Raw genomic sequence first — 15208 nt, forward strand, 5'->3', positions numbered from 1 at the left:
GTCAGCGCACCAGCAGCGCCACCGCCGCGACCAGCCCGAGCACGATCAGCAGCATCCAGCCGAGCAGGCGCGCCGCCAGCTTGCCCATGGAGGCGGTCCTGCCCTCGCGGTCGACCCGCGCCTGGGCGCGGGGCGGCAGGGGATCGGGATGGGGGCGCTTGGACATGCGGGAGGACAGTGCGGGCCGTCGCGCCAGTCTCGCCCCGCCGCGCTGACGCCCGCGCGAAGGCGCGGGCCGCGGCCGGCTAGTCGTGGCCGAGGCGCACCAGCACGCCGAGCAGGCCGGCGCGTTCCAGCGCAGTGCGCAGGCGCTCCTCCACGGCCGTGCCGCGCAGCAGGCCGGGCGCGCCGCACAGCAGGTAGCTGTCGACCTGGCTGGCGTCCCCGTGCTCCATGCGCCGCCCCACGCTGACGTCGCTGGACTCGCAGGCGGTGCCCCACAGGGCCTTGAGCGTACGCGGGCCCACGGTCTGCCCGTTGGGGAGCTTCAGGCGGAACAGCGCGGGATGGGTGTTCATGGCGGGGTCTCCTGGCGCCTCGAGGCGGGCCTTCATCGCAGGGTGAGCGGAATGGGACGGCGGATGCCGCGGCTGTACTGGTCGCGTTCGTCGCGGCAGTAGGCGCTGCCCATGGCGAACCTGCGGCATACCGCGGGCCGCAGCTCGTAGATGGAACAGCGCATGTGCACCGGGTCCAGCGCGGCGCACCAGCCGTCCTCGCCCTTGGCCATCAGGTTGAGGCCCGGGCGCCGGCTGTCGACGAAGTGGCGCGGCACGGGATCCTCGGGCATCACCACCACCTGCAGGCGGCAGCACACCGCGTCGCAGCGGACGCACTGCACGCCCGGGTCGATCTCGTCGTCCGCGTAGACGCGCGGCACCGCACCGTCAGCGGACATAGCTGAGCATCCGTCCGCGGCGCCGCTCCGGGAGCTCGGGGTCGAAGGCGCGGCGCGACTCCGACGCCGTGTAGCCCTGGTGCTGCAGCGCCCGGGAGAAATGGTTGGCATTGCCGCGGCCGGGATCGGCGATGAGCACCTCGCAGTGCGCCTCCCCATGGCGGTGCAGCACCGCGGCCAGCAGGTCCACGTGGTCGCGCTCGTAGAGGATGTCGGCGCCGATGATGAGATCGAAGCGGCCGAGCGCGGCGTCGGTGCGCGCCCACGACAGGTGCCGGAAGGTCACGTGCGGCAGCCCGTTGGCGCTGGCGTTGTGCATGAGGAAGGTCTCCGCGAGCGGATGATGGTCGCTCGCCACCACCTGCGCCTCGCGCTGCTGCAGCACCAGGCTCGACAGACCGAGGCCGCAGCCGAGTTCGAGCACCCGCTTTCCGGCGACCTCAAAGGTGGTCATGGCCTCGGCCAGGGCGACGCCCGCCGGCCAGACCTGCCCGAACAGGCTCCAGTTGGCCGAGGAGATGCCGATGCGCTCGGCGGCGCCGTCGGCGTCGGAGAACTGCTGCCGGTCCTCGAGGGCGCGGATGCTGTAATGCCGGTCGCCGAGCTGCAGGCGCAGCTCGCGCGTGAGGTAACCAGGCATGGGGACTCCGGTTGCGCGCGGCGCCGGGAGACCGGACTGCACTGCGCGGGGTGGCCGACGCGGGTCACAGCCGCCGGAGGGACATCGGCCCGGACCGGGCGCGAAGCCGCCAGTCTACGCGCTTCGACGCCCGGCCACCTGAAGGCCGCCCGCCGGTACGGGGCGGTTCATTCCTCCGGCGCGCGGATCCGGTCCTGCACCCCGGCCGCCTCGCGCGCGACCGCCTCGGCGGCCGTGCGCGCCGGCGCCACGTCCCAACCGCCGCCCAGGGCGGTGTACAGCGCGACCTGCGCCAGGGCCAGTGCGCGCTCGGTGTCGAGCAGTTGGCGACGCGCTTCGACCAGCCCGTTCTCGGCGTCGAGGACGTCACCGAGGTTGGCCAGGCCGACCTCGTAGGTGCGTCGCGCCATGGCGTGCGTGCGTTCGGCGCTGGCGAGGGCCGCGCGCCGCGCCTCGCGCTGCGCCCGCCGCGCCGCGAGCTGGGCCGCGGCCACCTCGACCTCCTGCAGCGCGGCGGCGAGCGCCTGGCGCAACTGCACGAAACCGGCGTCGGCCTGGGCGTCGGCGAGGTCGATGGCGGCGCGGCGCGCGCCGAAGTCGAGCCACGGAAAGCCGACCTGCACCGCGAGCTGGCGGAGGTCCGAGGCCGCGGAGAGGTCGTCCAGACCGAAGCCGCTGCGGCCGGCGGCGACGCTGGCGCCGATCTTCGGGAACAGGTCGCGGCGGCTCGCCAGCGCCGCGAGCTCCGCCCCCTCCAGGGCCGCGGCCGCGGCGATCACGTCCGGGCGACGGCGCAGCAGGTCGAGCGGCTGGCCCTGGGGGATCTCGGCATCGGCGAGCGGAATGCGCCCGTCGTCGCCGAGGCGCGCGCGTACGCTGCCGGGCGGGAGGTCGAGCAGCGTGTCGAGGGCGAAGGTCGCCTCGGCGAGGGCGGCGTCCAGGTCGCCGCGCTGCGCCTCCAGCGAGACACGCTGCGCAGCGGCGGCCTCCACGTCGAGGCGCGTCGCCTCGCCGAGACGGAAGCGTCCCTCGGCGACGCGCTCGAACTCCCGCGCCAGCCGCAGCGCGTCGTCGAGCAGGCTGCGCTGCGCCAGCAGGGCCCGCGCCTGCACGTAGCCCTGCGCGAGGTTGGACGCGACCGCCAGCCGCACCGCGACCAGCTGCGCCTCCGCGGCCTGCGCCTGGCGCGCGGCGCCGGCGCTGCGCAGGCGGTTGGCGCCGAACAGGTCGATCTCCCACTGCGCCTGCAGGGCGAGCTGCCAGGTCTCCACGCGCGCCTCGTCGTCGATCCCCAGCGCCTGGCCCGGCGCGCTGTCGGCGAGCTGGCCGGTGTCGATCCACTGCCGGCTGCCCTGCCCGGCCAGGTCGAGCTGCGGATACAGCGCCGCGCGCGACTGCCGCAGCTGCGCGCGCGCGACCCGCAGCTCGGCCAGCGCGGCCTGCAGGTCGAGGTTGCGGGCGAGCGCGGTGGTCGCCAGTTCGGCCAGCAGCGGATCGTCGAAGGCCTCCCACCAGCGCGCCAGCGTCTCGGCGTCCACGGGGCGCGAGCCGCCCGCGGCATCGGTGTAGTAGGTCGCCGGCAGCGGCGCCGGCGGGCGCACCGGCGGCGTGCCGCAGGCCGCGACCAGGGCGACGGCCACGACGGCGGCGATACGGCGGAACCTCATGCGGACGCCTCCCCGGTCTCGTCGTCGCGCACCCGGAACAGCAGCGCGTAGAGGCAGGGCACGACCACCAGGGTGAGCACGGTGGCGAAGGCGAGGCCGCCCATGATGGTCACCGCCATCGACGCGAACAGGTCGTCGAACAGCAGCGGCACCATGCCGAGCACGGTCGTGCCGGCGGCCATGGTGACGGGCACCAGGCGGCTGGTGGTTGCCTCCACCACCGCATCGCGGCGCGGGTTGCCGGCGCCGATCTGGCGGTCGATCTCCTCCACCAGCACGATGGCGTTCTTGATCAGCAGGCCGGTGAGGCTGAGCAGGCCCAGCAGGGCGACGAAGCCGAACGGCTGGCCGCTGACCGCCAGGCCGATCGCGACGCCGCAGATCGACATCGGCACCACCAGCCAGATCACCACCGGCTGGCGCACGCGCGCGAACAGCAGCACGGTGACCAGCATCATGCCGAGGTAGGGCAGCGCCAGGGTCTGCATCAGCGCGGTCTGCGCATCGCCGGCGTCCTCGTACTCGCCGCCCCAGGCCATGGCGTAGCCCGGCGGCAGCGGCATGGCCTCGACCGCATCGCGGATGCGCGCGTGTGCGTCGCTGGCCTGCACCCCGACCACCGGCTCGGCGCGCACGGAGATGGTGCGCACGCGGTCGCGGCGCTGGATCACCGCCTCCTCCTGCACCGCCTCGACGCCGTCGGCGACCTGCCCGATGGGGACGTAGCGCGCGGCCCCGGCGCTCCAGGCCAGGCGTTCGAGGAGGGCCTCCGGCGCGGGGCGCTCGGCCTCCGGCGCGCGCAGCAGCACCTGGCGCTGCTCGTCGCCCTCGCGCACCACCGCCAGCGGCACGCCTTCGGTGGCCATGGCCAGGGCCTGCGCCACGTCCTGCCGGCCCAGGCCGGCTTCCGCCATGCGCGACAGGTCGAGACGGGGCCGCAGCACCGTCTCGCGTTCGCGCCAGTCGTTGCGGACGGCTTCCAGCGTGGGCTCGTCGCGCAGGATCGCCTCGGCCTCCTGCGCGATCCCGCGTAGCACCTGCGGCGACGGGCCGCTGAAGCGCACTTCCACGCGCGCCTCCGAGGCGGCACCGAACATCAGTCGCGAGGCATGCACCTGCAGCTCGGGGAAGCGCGCCGGCGCCTCGCGGTTGAAGCGCCCGGTGAGGTCGTCGAGCACGTCCGCATCGTCCACCAGCACGATGATCTGCGCGAACGAGGTGTCGGGCTGCTCCGGGGCGTAGGTCAGCATGAAGCGCGAGGCGCCCTGGCCGACGAAGGCGACGCGGCTGGCGATCTCGGGGAAGGCCTCGTCGAGATAAGCCTCGACCTCGCGGGTCGCGGCGTCGGTGGCGCGGATGTCGCTGCCCTGCCGGGTGTTGATGTCGATGAAGGCCATCGGTGTGGAGGCCGGCGGGAAGAAGGACTGCGGCAGGAAGGCGAAGCCGACCACGCACAGCACGGTGAGCCCGGCGGCCAGGGCCACGGTGAGGCCTGCCCGCCCCAGCCTGCGGTCGAGCACGTGGCGGAAGCGTTCGTAGACGCGGCCCTGGTAGGGGCTCTCCGCGTCCTCGCCGGCGCCCTCGGCCTCGTCCTCCTCGCGTTCGCGCGCCTCGGGCGAGGCCAGCCACCAGTAGCCCAGCAGCGGCACCACGGTGATCGCCAGCACCCAGCTCAGCAGCAGCGAGATCAGGATCACCGAGAACAGCGAGAACAGGAACTCGCCGGTGGTGTCCTGCGACAGGCCGATGCCGGCGAAGGCGAGGATGCCGATCACCGTCGCCCCCAGCAGCGACCACTGGGTCGCCTTCACCGACTCGCTCGCCGCGCACAGCGCCGGGCGGCCCTGGCGCAGGCGCACCTGCATGCCGTCGCAGATGACCACGGCGTTGTCCACCAGCATGCCCATGGCGATCACCAGGGCGGCGAGCGACACGCGCTCGAGCTGCAGCCCGAGCATGTACATGGCCAGCAGGGTGCCGCCGACCGTCAGGAGCAGGACCGCGCCGATGATCACGCCGGCGCGCCAGCCCATCACCAGGCACAGCACGCCGATCACGATCGCCAGCGAGGTGGCGACGTTGATCGCGAAGCCGGTGACCGCCTCGTCCACGACCTGCGCCTGCTGGTAGATGGGATGCAGCTCGACCCCCAGCGGCAGGGTCGGTTCGAGCTGCGCCAAGGCAGCCTCGACCGCGTGGCCCACGTCGACGATGTTCACCGACGGCAGGCCGGCGATGCCGATGGTCAGCGCGTCGCGGCCGTCGTGGCGGATGATCTGGCGCGGACGCTCCTCGAACTCGCGGCGGATCTCGGCGATGTCGCCCAGCACCACGCGCGCCTCGCCGCGCCCCACCGGCAGCGCGCGCAGCGCTTCCAGAGAGTCGTAGGCGCCGCCGGTGCCGATGCGCAGGAACAGGTCGCCGCTGCGCAGCCCGCCGGCATACAGCTCGGTCTCCGCGTCGGCCAGGGCCCCGGCGATCTCCTCGGGGGCGATGCGCAGCGCCGCCAGGCGCGCCTGCGGGATCTCGACGACGAAGCGCTCCGCGACCGCGCCGGCGATCTCGACCTTGCCGACGCCCTCGACCGTCAGCAGGCCGCGGCGCAGCGCCTTGGCGGCCTCGTGCAGCTCGGTGCGCGTGAGCCCGTCGCCGGTCATCGCGTAGTAGATGCCGAACACGTCGCCGAAGTCGTCGTTGACCACCGGCGCCTGCGCGCCCGGCGGCAGTTGCCCCGCCGCGTCGCCGATCTTGCGCCGCAGCTCGTCCCAGATCTGCGGGATCTGCGCGCTGCTGTAGCTTTCCCGGATCTCCAGCCGCAGCTCGGAGTAGCCCGCGATCGATTTGGTGCGTACCCGCTTGAGCTGGTCGAGCTGCTGCACCGCGCTTTCGAGCACGTCGCTCACCTCGCGCTCGACCTGCTCCGCGCTGGCGCCGGGGTAGACCGTGGTGACCACGGCCTCCTTGATGGTGAACTCCGGGTCTTCCAGGCGTTCGAGGTTGAAGTAGGCGAACACGCCCCCGACGAGGCAGGCCAGGATCAGCAGCCAGACGTTGACCGGGTTGCGGATGGCGTAGCGCGCGACGTCCATGCGGGACTACTGGCGGATCCGCGGCTCGACCGCCTGCCCGTCCAGGAGCAGGCGCGCTCCCGCCACCACGACCCGCGCCGACGCGTCGAGCGGGCCCTCGACCAGAGCGTGGTCGCCCTCGATGGCGAGCAGGCGCACCGGCACCGGGCGGGCGGTGTCGCCGTCGTCCACCGTCCAGACCACGGCGCTGCCGGCCGGGTCGCTCACCACCGCAGAGACCGGCACCCGCGCCTGCCCCGCCGGCAGCGCCGGCGGGCGCGGATCGTCGATGGTCACCCGCACCGCCATGCCCGGCAGCAGATTGATGCCCTCCGGCGGCGCGCCGCGCAGCACCAGGCGATAGGTGCGGGCCTGGCCGTCCGGCGTGGTCGCGTGTTCGTGGTAGCGCAGCGCAAGCTCCGGGCCGTCGCGCAGCGAGAGCACGCGGCCGCGCGCGGCGAGCTGCGGGCCGAAGACCATGCGGGCCGCGTCGGCCTCGGGCACGTCCACCGCCACTTCGACCACGCCGGCATCCTGCATGCGCAGCACCGGCTCGCCGGCGGGCACCACCACGCCGGCCGCCACGAGACGGCGCCCGACCACGCCGTCGTAGGGCGCCGTGAGCCGCGCGTAGCCCACCTGGCGCGCGGCGGCATCGCGGTTGGCGCGCGCGCCCGCGAGCTGGGCCTCGGCCTGCTCCACCGCCGCCGGCGCGAGGATGCCCTCGTCGCGCAGCGTGCGACGGCGCGCCACGTCGGCCTCGATCGTGCTCAGCGCGACCTCGGCTTCGCGCAGTTGCAGGCGGTAGTCGGTGTCGTCGAGCTCGGCCAGCACCTGCCCGCGCCGCACCGGCTCGCCGTCCGCGACCGCGATGCGCTGCACCCTGCCCCCGGCCTGGAAGGCGAGATCGGTGCCTTCGGCGGCCTCGACCCGACCCGGGTAGGTCAGGACCCGCGGCGCGCTGCCCGCCGCCTCGACCGGCTGCACGATCACCGGCCGCGGCGGCGGCGGTGCGCCCGGCTCGCCGCCGCAGGCGGCGAGGCCCAGCGCGGCGGCGAGGGGCAGAAGAAGGGATCGACGGTGCATCGGCCTGCGGGTGGGTGCAAAGCGACTATCGTTACCGACCGGCGAGTCAATCGCGGGTGAACGGCCGCCGCGAGGGCCGCCGCGCGGACACGGGCAGGGCGACGCGCCGCCGCGCCCGCGACGGCCGTCGTCCCGGCTGCGCGCCTTACTTGATGAGGCGCAGGGTGAAGGGGTAGCGGTAGGCCACGCCCTCGTTCGCCTTGATGGCGGCGACGATGGTCAGCACCAGCCACGCCACGCCGACCGCGAACGCGGCCAGGTAGAACAGGACGCCGATCAGCACGATCAGCAGCACGGTGCCGACCGCCGACAGCGCGAGGATGGCGATGGCGACGGTGATGTTGAAGTTGAGCGCCTCCTTGGCCTGGTCGTCCACGAACGGCATGGTGTCCTTCTTGACCAGCCACACGATCAGCGGGCCCAGGATGGCGCCGATGACCGAGATCAGCGCGGTGAGCGCGACGATGTGGGCGATCATGGCCCACTGCCGTTCCTCGGGCGTCGGGACGCCCGCCACCGGCGGCGGCGTGCTGCCGTAGGGCGGCGGCGTCTGCGGGGGCGGCGTGGCGCCGGGAATGTGTTCGGACATGACAGGCTCCCTGGGGTGGTCGGGGCGGCAGCGCCGCAGTGCCCCGAGCGTCGGCGCCCCTTCCGGAGGTGTCAATACGCCGGACGGCACGGGTACCGGCATGCCGGCTTGAGGCCGCCTTCAACCGGCCTGCCCCAGTCTGCGGGGCGTGCCGCCAGGATCCGCCGTGTCCGACTGCCCCGCGCATGCCCTCGCCCGCCCCGCTGCCGACCGCGCCCGGCGATGGCTGCGCCTGCTGGCCGCACCGCTGCTGCTGGGCCTGGTCCTGGCGGCGGTCGAACCCGCGGCCGCGCTCGCCGCGCTCCGGGGCGCCGGCCCCGGCTGGCTGCTCGCGGCACTGCTCCTGGTGCAGGCGCAGATCGTGGTTTCGGCGCTGCGCTGGCGCTTCACCGCCGCGCGGCTGGGACAGCGGATGGCGCGCCGGCGCGCGGTCTCGGAGTACTACCTCGCGACCCTGCTCAACCAGACCACGCCCGGCGGCGTCGGCGGCGACGCGGCGCGGGCCTGGCGCACGCGCGCGACGGCGGGCCGCCTCAACACCGCGGTGCGCGCCGTGGTGCTGGAGCGCCTCGGCGGACAGGTGGCCTTCTTCGCCGTCGCCGCCACCGGGCTCGCGGCATGGCCGTTGCTCGGCCGCGGCAGCGCGCCGCGCGACGCCGCCGTCCTGCTCGCCGCGGGCGCCGGGGTCCTGCTCCTGGGCGCCCTGCTCACGGCGCTCGTGGCGCGTCGCGGTCCGCCGGCCGCGCGCCGGGCGCTGCACGGGCTCTGGCCGGACCTGCGCCGGGCCTGGTTCGTGCGGAGCGCATGGCTGGTGCAGGGGATCCTCAGCACCGCCGTCGTGGCCACCTACATCGGCGTGTTCGCGCTGTGCGCCCGCGCGCTGGGCGACCCGCTGCCGCCGGCCGCCCTCGCGACCGCCGTCCCGCTGGTCCTCCTGGCCATGCTGCTGCCGGTCTCCGTCGGCGGCTGGGGCGTGCGCGAAGCCACCGCGGCGGCGCTGTGGCCCCTGTTCGGCCTGCCTGCCGCGCACGGCGTGGCCGCCTCCGTGCTCTATGGCCTGGTCAACCTCGCCGGTGCCCTGCCCGGCCTGCTGCGCGTGCTGCGCCGGCCGTGAGCCGACGCCGCCGGGACAGCCAGCGCAGGTCCGCGGCGAACGAACCGGTGAGCCCCGCCAGCGCGACCAGCGCCAGCGCCGGGCTCCACGGCGGCACGAACCACGGCGACAGCAGCGCGCACAGCACCGACACCTGCACCACGCACCAGGCCTTGCGCCGCCGCGACGGCGGCAGCGGCGCGCGCAGCCACGGCAGGCATCGTCCGGCGAGCACGAAGGCGTAGCGCATGGCGCCGATCGCCAGGACCCACGGCCCGGCCTTGCCGAGCTGCCAGACGATCAGCGCCAGCACCAGGATCAGGAAGGCATCGACCTCCAGGTCGTAGCGCTCGCCGAAGGCCGAGGCGGTCCCGGCGCGCCGCGCGAGGCGACCGTCCACGCCGTCGAGCGCCAGCGCGGCGAGCGCCAGCGCCACCGGCAGCCAGAGCGCGGGCGCATCCGCCGGCAGCCGGGCCGCATCGACCGCGAGCCCGGCGAAGGCGGCGGCGACCGCGAGGCGCACCGTTGTGACGTGGTTGCCGGTGCCGAAGCGCGCAGGGGGATGCGCCCGCCGCGCGCCGACCAGCACCGCCGCGGCACCGGCGAGATGGACCACGACGGCCACCGCCACGACGGCGGCGCCCAGGCCGAACAGGTCCCGCAGCAGGACGGCGGCCGCGGCGGCCAGCAGCAGTCCTCCGGCGAGCGCGGGGAGCGTGCCCCGCGGCAGCCGGCCGGGGCGTGCCGCATCCGTCGGGCAGCGCGATCGGAGGGGCTCCGGACGCGCGGCCATGTGCGCCTCAGCGGCGCGCGAGCAGCGCGTCGACGTCGAGCAGGTGCCCGGAGCGCGCGGCCTTGGTGCGCAGGTAGTGCTCGTTCTCGTGGGTGACCTCGCCGGCCACCTCGGTCCGCCGCACCACGTCCACGCCGGCGCTGCGCAGGTGCATGACCTTGGCCGGGTTGTTGGTCAGCAGTTCCACCCGGCGGATCCCCAGGCCGCGCAGCATGGCCACGGCGGTCTCGTAGCGGCGCTCGTCCGCGCCGAAGCCGAGCTGCGCGTCGGCGTCGATGGTGTCGAGGCCGTCGTGCTGGTAGCCGTAGGCGCGCATCTTGGAGGCGATGCCGGTGCCGCGGCCCTCCTGGTCGAGGTAGAGCAGCACCCCGCCGCCCATCGCCTTCAGCGCGCGCAGGCCCAGGCGGAGCTGGTCGCCGCAGTCGCACTTGAGCGAGCCGAACAGGTCGCCGGTCAGGCAGGAGGAATGCACCCGCACCGGCACGACGCCGTCGGTGTCGGGCGAACCCACGATGATGGCGACCTGGTCGCGCTGCGCGAGGCCGCCGCGGAACACCACGAACTGGGTCATGCCCACGTCGCGCAGCGGCACCGGGCTGCGGGTGACCAGCTCGAAGTCGCGGCCTGCGGCCTGGTCGCCGCGTTCGAGGTCCTCGAGCGCGATGCGCCCGCAGCCCTCGAAGGCGGCCGCGTCGTCGGCGACGTCCGCCACCAGCATCGCGGGCAGCAGCAGGCCGAGGCGCGCTACGCGCACCGCGGCCACGTGCAGCGTGCGCCCCGGCGTCCATGCCGACGGCGTGGGCGCGTCGCGCAGATAGCCGAGGCGGGTGACCTCGTCGAAGGAGAGCCCGTCGAGCGGCACCAGCGCCCCCTCCGGGGCGTCGATGCCGAGCACCCTGGCGCGCGGCGGGGTCAGGAACAGCTGCTGGGCGTTGCCGGTGGCCGCGGCGAAGGCCGCGTAGCTGCCCTGCGTACTGCCGTCGAGCGCCAGCACCGCGATGCGCGCCCCGTGGCCGTCGTCGATGAGGATCGGTCGCCCGGAGCGGAGCTCGGACGCGGCACGTTCGCATCGGATGGCGGCCGGATCGCCGAAGGGATGCTCGGCGCTCGGGCGGGCGGAGGTCGGCAACGACATGAGGGTTCCTGTGGTTCCGGGTGCGTGGTCCGCCGGGCGGACCGGTGGGGGACGGACGCGGCGGACGCTAGGCAGCGCGCCATGAAGGAGCCGCGAATCATCCGCCGCTGACGCAGCCTCAACGCGCGGGCGCCCACGCTGGGCGCGCATGCTGACATGCGGCCTCCGTTTCCGCGATACAACCGGCCATTCCAGGATTTTCCATGCGCGCAACAGCTCCCCTGCGTCCCCTCCCCGACCGCGACCCGCTGGCCGCGCAGGACTGGAGCCGCCTGCTGGCGGAACGCACCGGCGCCGCCACGCGCGCCGCACCGGCCTCGTCCCTCGCCGAGCTGTACGCGCCGCTGGTCGCGGCGCGCGAGCTGGTCGTGGCCCAGGTCGGGCAGTCGCTGGACGGCCGCGTCGCCACCCGCACGGGCGACGCCCGCGACATCTCCGGGCCGGCGGGACTGCGCCACCTCCACCGCTGCCGCGCGCTGGTGGACGCCGTGGTGGTCGGCGTGGGCACCGTGGTCGCCGACGACCCGGCGCTGACCGTGCGCCTCGTGCCCGGCCACAACCCGGTGCGGGTGGTGCTCGATCCGCAGGCGCGCGTCCCGACCGACGCGCGTCTGCTGCACGACGGCGCCAGCCGCACCCTGCTCCTGCACGGCCCGGGACGCCGCCCGCAGGCCTGCGCGGCGCACGTCGAGCGGGCGGTGCTGCCGGTCCGGGACGGCCGCTTCGCGCCGCGCGAGGTGCTCGCCGTCCTGCGCGCGCACGGACTTCGGCGGGTCCTGGTCGAGGGCGGCGCCTGCACCATCGGCGCCTTCGTCGAGGCGGGCTGCGTGGACCGCCTGCACGTCGCCATCGCGCCGCTGCTCATCGGTTCGGGCCCGAGCGGCATCGCCTTCGGGGCGGTCGAGCGGCTGGCCGAGGCGCGCCGGCCGCCGACCCGGGTCTACGACCTCGGCGGCGACATCGTGTTCGACTGCGACCTGCGCGGGGCCTGATCAGCCCGGCGGCAGCGCCAGCAGGTCCTCGTGCCCGACGGTGCAGACGACCCGTTCCGCCTGCGCCTGCCGGACGCTGCACCAGGCGTCGATGCGAGCCGGAGCGAGCATGCCGGTCTCGGCCGCGGCCTGCGCGATGCCGGCCACCAGTTCGCGCTGCAGCGCCGCCTCGCCCGGCCCCAGCACCCAGTCGCTGCGCGCGCGGGCGACGCGATGGCCGGCATCGGCGCACAGCCGCGCCAGCACATCGCTCGCCGTTGGGCCCAGGGCCGGCCCCAACCCCTTGTCGCCCCGCTGGTGCGCGTCGAAGGCCTCGCGGACCGCAGCGTCGTCGGGATGCGGCACGCTCCACCGCATGCGCCCGTCGTAGCTCAGCGCCGCGTACAGCGCCGAACCTGCCGCGGTCGTGCGCGCGACCAGGGCCGCGAGCCAGTCGGCGCCGACGAGATCGAAGAGCGCCGAGGCCGTCACCAGGGTCGCATCGTCCAGCGGCAGCGCCTCCAGCGCACGCATGTCCAGCCGGTGCGCGGTCGTCGCCGGGTCGTCCGCGCGCGCCAGCGCCAGCGCGAGCAGGGCCGCGTCGTCGTCCACCAACCGCCACGCCGCCGGGGCACGCAGGCGTGGCGCCAGGGCGCGCCGGGTGGCGCCGGTGCCGGCGCCGAGATCGACCACGACCCGCCACGGCCGCGCATCGAGCCAGGCGGCGGCCGCAGCGCACAGCCCGGCATCCCGCGCACGCCGGTCGGCCGGCTCGCGCAGGTCCAGCCAGTCGCTGGCGAAGCCGCTCACGCCGCGCCCGCGAGCGCCGCGGCCACGCGCCGCGCGGTGTCGTCCCACGACGGCAGCGCCTGCCCGGCGCGCCAGGCGGCGTCCGCACGGCGCCGGCGCAGGGCGGGATCGACGAGCAGGCGCCGCAGCGCGTCGGCGAAGGCGGGCGCGTCGTCGGCGGGCACCAGTTCGCCGGCCTCCGCCGGCACCACCTCGGGCACCGCACCCACCGCGCAGCCGACCACCGGCAGCCCGCGCCGCAGCGCCTCGGCGAAGGCCATGCCGTACCCCTCGTGGCGGGTCGCCAGCGCGAACAGGTCGGCCGCGGCGAGCTCGCCTCCGGCCTCCGGCACCTCGCCGGCGAAGGCGATGCGGTCCTCCAGCCCCGCGTCGCGCACCTGCCGGCGCAGCGCCCGGGCGACCTCCGGGTCGCGCGGCCCGCCCACGATGCGGCAGCGCCAGGGCAGCTCCCGCAGCAGGGCGAGCGCCTCCACCAGCACGTCGTGGCCCTTGCCGCGCAGCAGCGAGCCGACCGCCACGATCCTCGGCGGATCGCCGTCGGCGGGCGCCCGCGGCGCCGGGTCGGTCCCGGGCAGGGCCGCGTGCAGGCGCGCGCGCGGCACGCCGAAGGCCCGCTCCAGCGTCTCCGCCGTGGTGCGGCTGGTGGCGACGACCGCGCGCGCGTGGCGCAGGGCGGCGCGTTCGCTGGCGATCAGGCGGGGCCGCTCGGCCGCGGCCAGGCCGCCGTCGTAGCCGAGCGGGTGGTGCACCAGGGCCGCCAGCCGCAGACGCGCACCGTGCCGCGCGGCGATGTCGGGCATGGCGCCGAAGGCCAGCCCGTCCACCAGCACGAGGCTGCCGTCGGGCACGCCGTCCAGGGCGGCGGCGGTCTCCTCCAGCTCGCCCGGCGACGGCGCGGGGAAGCCGTCGGGCAGCCGGAGCACCTCCACCGCCCAGCCCTGCGCACGCAGGCCCGCGATCAGGCGGCGGTCGTAGGCGTAGCCGCCGGTGATCTGCCCGAGGTCGCCCGGAACGGCGAAGACCAGGCGCAGGCTCAAAGCCCGCCCTCGTACCACGCGCGCGCCACGTGCGACTCGTGCAGCTGCACGCGCAGGCGCCGCAGGCGGGCGCCCCCGGGGCCGAGGCGGCTGGCGCGGATGCCGGTCGCCAGGGCGTCGAAGACGTACTTGGCGAGGAACTCGGTGGTGGTGGTCTTGCCGCGGAACTCGGCGAGTTCGTCGAGGTTGCGGTAGTTCAGCGGCGCCAGGATCTCGCGCAGCAGGGCGCCGGCCTTGCCGATGTCGACCACCAGGCCGTCGGCATCGAGCTCCTCGGCGAAGAACGCCGCATCCACCACGAAGGTGGCGCCGTGCAGGCCCTGCGCGGGGCCGAACACCTCGCCCGGCAGGCTGTGGGCGATCATCACGTGGTCGCGGACTTCGACGGCGAACATTCAGGCCTCCTCGGGCGGTTGCGGATAGACGATGCGGTGGCAGAGGGTGTCGCGCGCGGCCAGCACCCCGGCGTAGCGCGCGGGCAGCTCGGCGAAGGCAGTCTCGCCGGAGACGAGCGCGTCCAGGCGCGCATCGGCGAGCAGCGACAGCGCCGCGGCCATGCGCCGCGCATGCGTCCAGCGCGGGCGCTGCGTCGGCGACACCTGCCCCACCTGCGACGAGACCAGGGTCAGCCTGCGGCTGTGGAACGCCCCGCCGAGCGGCACCTCGGGACTGCGCGCGCCGTACCAGCTCGCCTCGACGACGCGGGCCTCCATGCCCGCGCAGCCCAGGGCGGTGGCGAGGCCGGCGGCGCTGGCGCTGGCATGCACGACGAGGTCGCAGTCGGCGGGCGCCATCTCGGGCGCGGCAAAGGCAATGTCCAGCGCCACAGCGAGCGCGTGCCGCCCAGGATCGATGTCGACGAGGGTGACCTCGGTGCCGGGCATGCGCGCGCACAGCCAGGCGACCAGGCCGCCGACGACGCCCGCGCCGATCACCGCCACCCGCTGCGCGGGCGCCGCCTGCGCATCCCAGACCACGTTGAGCGCGGTCTCCATGTTGGCCGCGAGCACCGCGCGCGCGGCGGGCACGGTCTCCGGCAGCACGGCGACGGCCGCGGCGGGCACGACGAAGCGGTCCTGGTGCGGATGCAGGCAGAACACGGTGCGCCCGACCAGATCCGGCGGGCCGGCTTCGACCTCGCCCACGCAGGCGTAGCCGTACTTCACCGGAAAGGGGAAGTCGCCCTGCTGGAACGGAGCGCGCATGCGTGCGCGCTCCGGCGGCGGTACGGCGCCGGCCAGCACCAGCGCCTCGGTGCCGCGGCTGATGCCGCCGAACAGCGTGCGCACGCGCACCGCGTCCGGCCCCACGGGCGGCAGCGCCTCCTCCCGCAGCGCGACGCGCCCCGGCGCCTCGATCCACAGTGCCTGCGCCTGTCCGCCCATCCGTCTCCCCGTGTCGCGAAGGAGCGGACGCTAGGG

The 15208-nt window shown here is 75.5% G+C and carries 16 protein-coding genes; 2 read left to right on the forward strand and 14 right to left on the reverse strand.

Annotated elements, in window-relative coordinates; genetic code table 11:
• Nucleotide 1: 1 nt before the first annotated feature.
• From ACFO3Q_RS10390 to ACFO3Q_RS10425, 8 genes are all read right to left on the reverse strand, one after another.
• Nucleotides 2-166 carry a hypothetical protein gene (locus ACFO3Q_RS10390; protein ID WP_377004603.1) on the reverse strand — a complete coding sequence of 55 codons (165 nt, stop codon included), beginning with the start codon at nucleotides 164-166 and terminating at the stop codon, nucleotides 2-4.
• Nucleotides 167-245: 79 nt separating this feature from the next.
• Nucleotides 246-518, reverse strand: coding sequence for a hypothetical protein (locus tag ACFO3Q_RS10395; RefSeq protein WP_377004604.1), 273 nt, complete (start codon nucleotides 516-518; stop codon nucleotides 246-248).
• Between the two features lie 32 nt (nucleotides 519-550).
• Nucleotides 551-898: a YkgJ family cysteine cluster protein gene (locus ACFO3Q_RS10400; RefSeq protein ID WP_377004605.1), complete on the reverse strand. Its 348-nt coding sequence runs from the start codon at nucleotides 896-898 to the stop codon at nucleotides 551-553.
• On the reverse strand, nucleotides 888-1538 hold the full coding sequence (locus ACFO3Q_RS10405; protein ID WP_377004606.1) for a class I SAM-dependent methyltransferase: 651 nt from the start codon (nucleotides 1536-1538) through the stop codon (nucleotides 888-890). Before ACFO3Q_RS10405 ends, ACFO3Q_RS10400 begins: the two co-directional genes overlap by 11 nt.
• Nucleotides 1539-1705: 167 nt before the next feature.
• Nucleotides 1706-3205, reverse strand: a complete 1500-nt coding sequence (locus ACFO3Q_RS10410) for an efflux transporter outer membrane subunit (RefSeq protein WP_377004607.1) — start codon at nucleotides 3203-3205, stop codon at nucleotides 1706-1708.
• Complete coding sequence (locus ACFO3Q_RS10415; protein WP_377004608.1) at nucleotides 3202-6294, reverse strand: efflux RND transporter permease subunit; 3093 nt, start codon at nucleotides 6292-6294, stop codon at nucleotides 3202-3204. Before ACFO3Q_RS10415 ends, ACFO3Q_RS10410 begins: the two co-directional genes overlap by 4 nt.
• A gap of 6 nt (nucleotides 6295-6300) precedes the next feature.
• Nucleotides 6301-7359 carry an efflux RND transporter periplasmic adaptor subunit gene (locus ACFO3Q_RS10420; RefSeq protein WP_377004609.1) on the reverse strand — a complete coding sequence of 353 codons (1059 nt, stop codon included), beginning with the start codon at nucleotides 7357-7359 and terminating at the stop codon, nucleotides 6301-6303.
• 145 nt (nucleotides 7360-7504) lie between these two features.
• Nucleotides 7505-7948 carry a DUF4870 domain-containing protein gene (locus tag ACFO3Q_RS10425; protein ID WP_377004610.1) on the reverse strand — a complete coding sequence of 148 codons (444 nt, stop codon included), beginning with the start codon at nucleotides 7946-7948 and terminating at the stop codon, nucleotides 7505-7507.
• 166 nt (nucleotides 7949-8114) lie between these two features.
• On the opposite strand from ACFO3Q_RS10425, the gene ACFO3Q_RS10430 reads away from it, so the two are divergent.
• The gene (locus ACFO3Q_RS10430; protein WP_377004611.1) at nucleotides 8115-9062 is read left to right on the forward strand and encodes a lysylphosphatidylglycerol synthase transmembrane domain-containing protein; all 948 of its coding nucleotides are present in this window, start codon (nucleotides 8115-8117) and stop codon (nucleotides 9060-9062) included.
• On the opposite strand, the gene ACFO3Q_RS10435 is transcribed toward ACFO3Q_RS10430, so the two are convergent.
• Complete coding sequence (locus ACFO3Q_RS10435) at nucleotides 9010-9834, reverse strand: CDP-alcohol phosphatidyltransferase family protein (RefSeq protein ID WP_377004612.1); 825 nt, start codon at nucleotides 9832-9834, stop codon at nucleotides 9010-9012. The two genes, ACFO3Q_RS10430 and ACFO3Q_RS10435, sit on opposite strands and share 53 nt — an antisense overlap.
• A gap of 7 nt (nucleotides 9835-9841) precedes the next feature.
• Nucleotides 9842-10969, reverse strand: a complete 1128-nt coding sequence (gene ribA, locus ACFO3Q_RS10440) for a GTP cyclohydrolase II RibA (protein WP_377004613.1) — start codon at nucleotides 10967-10969, stop codon at nucleotides 9842-9844.
• A 203-nt stretch (nucleotides 10970-11172) separates the two neighbouring features.
• On the opposite strand from ribA, the gene ACFO3Q_RS10445 reads away from it, so the two are divergent.
• Nucleotides 11173-11961 carry a RibD family protein gene (locus ACFO3Q_RS10445; RefSeq protein ID WP_377004614.1) on the forward strand — a complete coding sequence of 263 codons (789 nt, stop codon included), beginning with the start codon at nucleotides 11173-11175 and terminating at the stop codon, nucleotides 11959-11961.
• Here ACFO3Q_RS10445 and ACFO3Q_RS10450 read toward each other — a convergent pair whose 3' ends face one another.
• The 4 genes from ACFO3Q_RS10450 to ACFO3Q_RS10465 are packed head-to-tail and all read right to left on the reverse strand — an operon-like array spanning nucleotide 11962 to nucleotide 15172.
• Nucleotides 11962-12750, reverse strand: a complete 789-nt coding sequence (locus ACFO3Q_RS10450) for a hypothetical protein (protein WP_377004615.1) — start codon at nucleotides 12748-12750, stop codon at nucleotides 11962-11964. It abuts the gene before it with no gap.
• Nucleotides 12747-13787, reverse strand: a complete 1041-nt coding sequence (locus tag ACFO3Q_RS10455; RefSeq protein ID WP_377004616.1) for a glycosyltransferase family 4 protein — start codon at nucleotides 13785-13787, stop codon at nucleotides 12747-12749. The genes ACFO3Q_RS10450 and ACFO3Q_RS10455 overlap by 4 nt, the downstream gene beginning before the upstream one ends.
• Nucleotides 13784-14182 (reverse strand): 6-pyruvoyl trahydropterin synthase family protein, encoded by a 399-nt coding sequence (locus ACFO3Q_RS10460; protein WP_377004617.1) that lies wholly within the window; start codon nucleotides 14180-14182, stop codon nucleotides 13784-13786. The genes ACFO3Q_RS10455 and ACFO3Q_RS10460 overlap by 4 nt, the downstream gene beginning before the upstream one ends.
• On the reverse strand, nucleotides 14183-15172 hold the full coding sequence (locus ACFO3Q_RS10465) for a zinc-dependent alcohol dehydrogenase (protein WP_377004618.1): 990 nt from the start codon (nucleotides 15170-15172) through the stop codon (nucleotides 14183-14185).
• Between the last annotated feature and the right edge of the window lie 36 nt (nucleotides 15173-15208).

The sequence above is a fragment of the Coralloluteibacterium thermophilum genome, assembly GCF_042654365.1.
GTDB classification, from domain to species: Bacteria; Pseudomonadota; Gammaproteobacteria; order Xanthomonadales; family Xanthomonadaceae; genus Coralloluteibacterium; species Coralloluteibacterium thermophilum.